This is a genomic window from Streptomyces sp. NPDC089915 (genome assembly GCF_040684675.1).
GTDB lineage: Bacteria > Actinomycetota > Actinomycetes > Streptomycetales > Streptomycetaceae > Streptomyces.
This window is the reverse complement of record NZ_JBFBGN010000324.1, coordinates 1-2,054: the sequence shown is the minus strand read 5'-3', so window position 1 is coordinate 2,054 and position 2,054 is coordinate 1. Positions and strand designations below refer to the sequence as shown.

The following is a 2,054-nucleotide window of genomic DNA, read 5'->3' as shown; positions in this document are numbered from 1 at the left end:
GTGGCCTCCATGATCGGATCCCCCGGGCAAGGCGCCTACGCGGCCGCGAACGGCTTCCTCGACGCCCTCGTCACCCACCGCAGACAAGCCGGCCTGCCCGCGACCGGAATCCACTGGGGACCCTGGCGCGAAGCCGGACGCGGCCGGCACCTGGCGCAGCGCGGCTTCCTCACCATCGCCCCCGAGGACGGCACCGACGCCCTCGCCCGCATCATCGAGGCCGACTACCAACGCGTGGCGTACTCCCCGGTCGACCTGCGCCGGTGGATCGCACCGTTCCCGGCCCTGCGGACCTCCACCCTCCTCGCGCCACTCCTGGGCCACGAGGTGGAAGCCCGACCGACGCCGCTGCGCGCCGAGCTGCTGGCCGCCACCGACGGGGAGCGCCGCGCCCTGCTGGAGACCTTCCTCACCGACACCATCCGGGACCTGCTCGGAGGAACGCAACGACACGTCGGCGCGCACACCAGCATGGTCCTGCTCGGCCTCGACTCCCTCGGCGCCGTCCAGCTCCAGCAGCGCATCCACCGTGCCACCGGCATCACCATGCCGCCCGGGGTGATCTGGGTGATGCCCACCGCGGCCGCCGTCACCGGCTGGCTGCTGGAACGACTCGTCCCCACGGAGGAGTGATGGGCCGCCACACCCGACTGAGGCACATCCAGACCCTCGACCCCGACACCGACTACGAGGAGATCTTCCAGCTGGTGACCCGCTACGAGTTCCCCTGGGACTACAACCAGGGCTACTCGGTGGCGTTCGTCACCGACTTCCTCATCCCCTCCATCACCCAGGCCCTCGCCGACGGAGGCGAGTTCCTGCGCCACCCGCAGAAGCGGTTCGACGACACCATGCTCTTCCCCTACGAGGCATGCCGGGCCGGCCTGGAGTCCCCGCACGGCCGCGCCACCCTGCGCGCCCTCAACAAGATCCACGCCCACTACGAGATCGCGAACGAGGACTACCTGTACATCCTCACCAGCCACACCGTCTGGCCCATCCGGTGGATCAACACCTACGGCTGGCGCGGACTCACCGACACCGAGATCCGCGCCCTGGTCAACACCAACCGGCGCATGGGCCGGCTCATGGGCATCAAGGACATCCCCGCCACCCACGCCGAGTTCGACGCCTACGTCCGCCGGGCCGAAGCCGAACGGGCCGCCCCCCACCCGGCGAACCGGACCATGGCCCGCTGCGCCCTCGACATCATCGCCGGAATGTGCCCCGCCCCCACCCGCCGACTCGTGCTCTCAGCCGTCACATCCATGATCGAGCCGGCCAACCGCAGGATCCTCGGCCTCGAAGACCCTCCCGCCTGGCTCACCCCCGTCACCCACACCGCACTGCGCGCCCGGGGCCGACTCGTCCGCGCGCTCCCTCCCCGCCCCGACGACAAGCCCTTCCACCGCACCCCGCCCTCTTACCCGGCCGGCTGGACCATCGACCACCTCGGCCCGATCGAGTACGGCCCCTACGCACAGCACGACTTCCCCCGACGAAAGGACGCACCGTGAACAGGGACATCCGCGTCGCGGGATGGGCCGGCATAGCCGCCTTCGCCACCGGCGCCCTGGTGGTCTTCCTCACGGGCACCCCCACCCAGCCCTACCCCGACTGGTCCTGGACCGACCAGCAGATCGCCCACCACTTCGCCGTGCAGCGGACGAACGTCGCCGCGCAGTTCTACCTCGCCAACTTCGGCTTCGCCCTGGTCGTCTGGTTCGCCGCCGGACTCAAGCACCTGCTGCACACCGCCACCGGACCCTCGGTCCACCTCTCCCTGATCATCCCCTGCGCCGCCGTCCAGGCCGTCACCCTCCAGCAGACCAACGGCATGTGGTGGGTCGCCGCGCTGCGCCCCACGGTCGACGCCCACAACGCCCGCCTGGCCTACGAGATCTGCATCGCGGTCGGCTACACCGCGATCCACTTCTTCATGTCCTTCATGATCTTCGCCACCGCGACGCAGCTCCGCCGCGGCACGGTGTTCCCACGCTTCTGGGCCACCACCTCCTACGTGGCCGCGGCGATCGTGATGTGCGGGACCTTCG

At 70.4% G+C, this 2,054-nt stretch carries 3 protein-coding genes; all 3 read left to right on the top strand.

The features are described from left to right. The coding region (locus AB0O29_RS35405; RefSeq protein WP_365160411.1) for a beta-ketoacyl reductase at nucleotides 1-633 on the top strand (633 nt) is incomplete at its 5' end. Next, nucleotides 633-1,517 carry an oxygenase MpaB family protein gene (locus AB0O29_RS35400; protein WP_365160408.1) on the top strand — a complete coding sequence of 295 codons (885 nt, stop codon included), beginning with the start codon at nucleotides 633-635 and terminating at the stop codon, nucleotides 1,515-1,517. The genes AB0O29_RS35405 and AB0O29_RS35400, both read left to right, overlap by 1 nt. Continuing rightward, a partial coding sequence (locus AB0O29_RS35395) for a hypothetical protein (protein WP_365160406.1) occupies nucleotides 1,514-2,054 on the top strand: 541 nt, incomplete at its 3' end. The genes AB0O29_RS35400 and AB0O29_RS35395, both read left to right, overlap by 4 nt.

Coding starts and splice junctions, on each gene's coding strand:
- AB0O29_RS35400 (WP_365160408.1), top strand. CDS start 633: ATGGGCCGCCACACCCGACTGAGGCACATCCAGACCCTCGACCCCGAC.